General features: G+C 71.3%; 2 protein-coding genes. One reads left to right on the top strand and one right to left on the bottom strand.

The annotated features are described in order from the left end of the window. Window positions 1-1,249 (bottom strand): alanine racemase (gene alr / locus AC5RV2_RS17430; protein WP_494093378.1); only part of this gene is annotated, 1,249 nt, incomplete at its 3' end. 214 nt (window positions 1,250-1,463) lie between these two features. Between alr and AC5RV2_RS17425 the strand changes: the two genes are divergently transcribed. Next, window positions 1,464-2,021 (top strand): family 4 glycosyl hydrolase (locus tag AC5RV2_RS17425; RefSeq protein ID WP_494093377.1); only part of this gene is annotated, 558 nt, incomplete at its 3' end.

Genomic DNA, 2,021 nt, shown 5'->3' with positions numbered 1-2,021 from the left:
TGGTGGTCACGGTGGCGATCCCCGGTGCCACCCTGTTGGCGAAGATGTCCGTGGCCACCGTGTTCGCGGCCGCCGGGGTGCCGGCCTCGCCGCCCTTTCGTTGGTCGGCGGTTCCGGTGTAGTAGCGCGGGACCCGCTGGCTGACGCGGGTGACGATCTCGTAGTTGATGGTGCCGGCGCCCGCCGCCCAGTCCTGGGCGTCCGGGACGTCCCGGCCCGGCCCGAAAACGATCACTTCCTCGCCCACGAGGTCTTCGGCGTCGGTGGTCCTCAGGTCCACCACGAACTGGTCCATGGCCACCCGGCCCACGACGTCATAGCGGCGGCCGCGGATGGACACCTGGACGTTGGCGGCGCTGCGCGGGATGCCGTCCGCATAGCCCAGCGGTACCAGCACCAGCGTGGTCGGCCCGGAGGTGAGGTACTTGAGCCCATAGGAGACGCCCTGGCCGCGGGGCACCTGTTTGCAGTTGGCCACCCGTGCGCGCAACGTCATGGCCGGAACCAGCCCGAGTTCCTCGGGAGTCTGCCCCTCGAAGGGCGAGAGCCCGTAAATGCCCAGCCCCACGCGGACCATGTCGAAGTGGGCGTCAGGGCGGCTGAGCGTACCGGGCGTGTTGGCCAGATGTCGGACCTCCAGATCCAGCCCCGCGTTCTCGGCCACCGCTACAGCCTCACGGAAGCGGTCCACCTGCTCGTCCGTCTCAGGCCGGTGCGGTTCATCGGCGACCGCCAGGTGGGAGAAGACGCCGACCACCCGCAGCAGCCCCTGTTCCTGGTACTCCACGGCCCGGTTGATCAGGTCTTCCCAGAGCGCCGGCGGGCAGCCGTTGCGACCCAGCCCGGTATCGATCTTCAGGTGCACGCGTGCCGGCCGTTCGAGCCGCCGGGCCGCCTTGACCACCGGCTCGAGTTCCCAGCCGGACACGCCGACGTCGATCCCCGCCTCGATGCCCGCGGCGAAGTCCGTGTCCGGGGTGTGCAGCCAGGCCAGGTTGGGGGCATCGATGCCCGCCGCGCGCAGGGCCAGCCCCTCGGTGAAGTGCGCAGTGCCCAACCAGGACGCACCGGCTTCCAGTGCCGCCCGGGCCACCGGGACCGCGCCGTGGCCATAGGCGTCCGCCTTGACCACCGCCATCACCCGGGCGGGCGCCGCGACCTCGCGCAGGTGACGCACGTTGGCGCGGATGGCGGCCAGGTTGATGACGGCTTGGCGGTCATAGGGCAACGGTGACGTTGTAGAGCTCACGGATCCATTCTCCCATCCGAAGCATGCTTCCGGCTGAAGGCCTGCGCCGCGGAGCGCAATGCACCGCGGCGAGCGCGGTCGACGATCTTCGGCCCGGGCGCAGTTCAGCCGCCAGGGCTTGTGGTTGGCCCTTGCTGGCACAATACAAGCAAGGGCCGCGTCCCGGGCTGCGGGCGGCCGATCGTTATCCAATGTCAATCGTTCGGGGGAAGCAGTGGCAACACTTGCCATACTGGGCGGCGGCGGGTTCCGGGTGCCGCTGGTCTACCGCGCGCTGGCCAACGGATCCGCGGCCGGCCTGGTGGACCGGCTGGTGCTCCACGACGCCGACGCAGGCCGCCAGCAGGCGATCGTCCGGGTGCTGGAGGACGCGCCCTTGCCCGGGGGCGGCCGGCCGCCGAAGATCGAGTCCGCCCGGGACCTGGATAGCGCCCTGGCCGGCGCCGACGTCGTTTTCTCGGCCATCCGTCCCGGCGGCACCCTAGGCAGGACGCTGGACGAACGCGTGGCAACCCGGCTGAACCTGCTGGGCCAGGAGACCACCGGCGCCGCCGGGATAGCCGCGGGCCTGCGCGCTGTCCCCGCCGCCCTGCACATCGCCCGGCGGATGCGCGAGCTTTGCCCTGGCGCGTGGCTGATCAACTTCACCAATCCCGCCGGGCTGGTCACCGAAGCCGTCCTGCCGATGCTCGGACGTCGGGTGGTCGGGATCTGCGACACGCCCCTCGGGCTGGTGCGCCGCGCGGCGAGGGCAGCCGGGGTCACGCTGCAG

This window comes from Arthrobacter sp. Y3225116, from assembly GCF_059091245.1.
The sequence above is the reverse complement of the archived record's forward strand: the minus strand, read 5'-3'. Positions and strand labels throughout refer to the sequence as shown.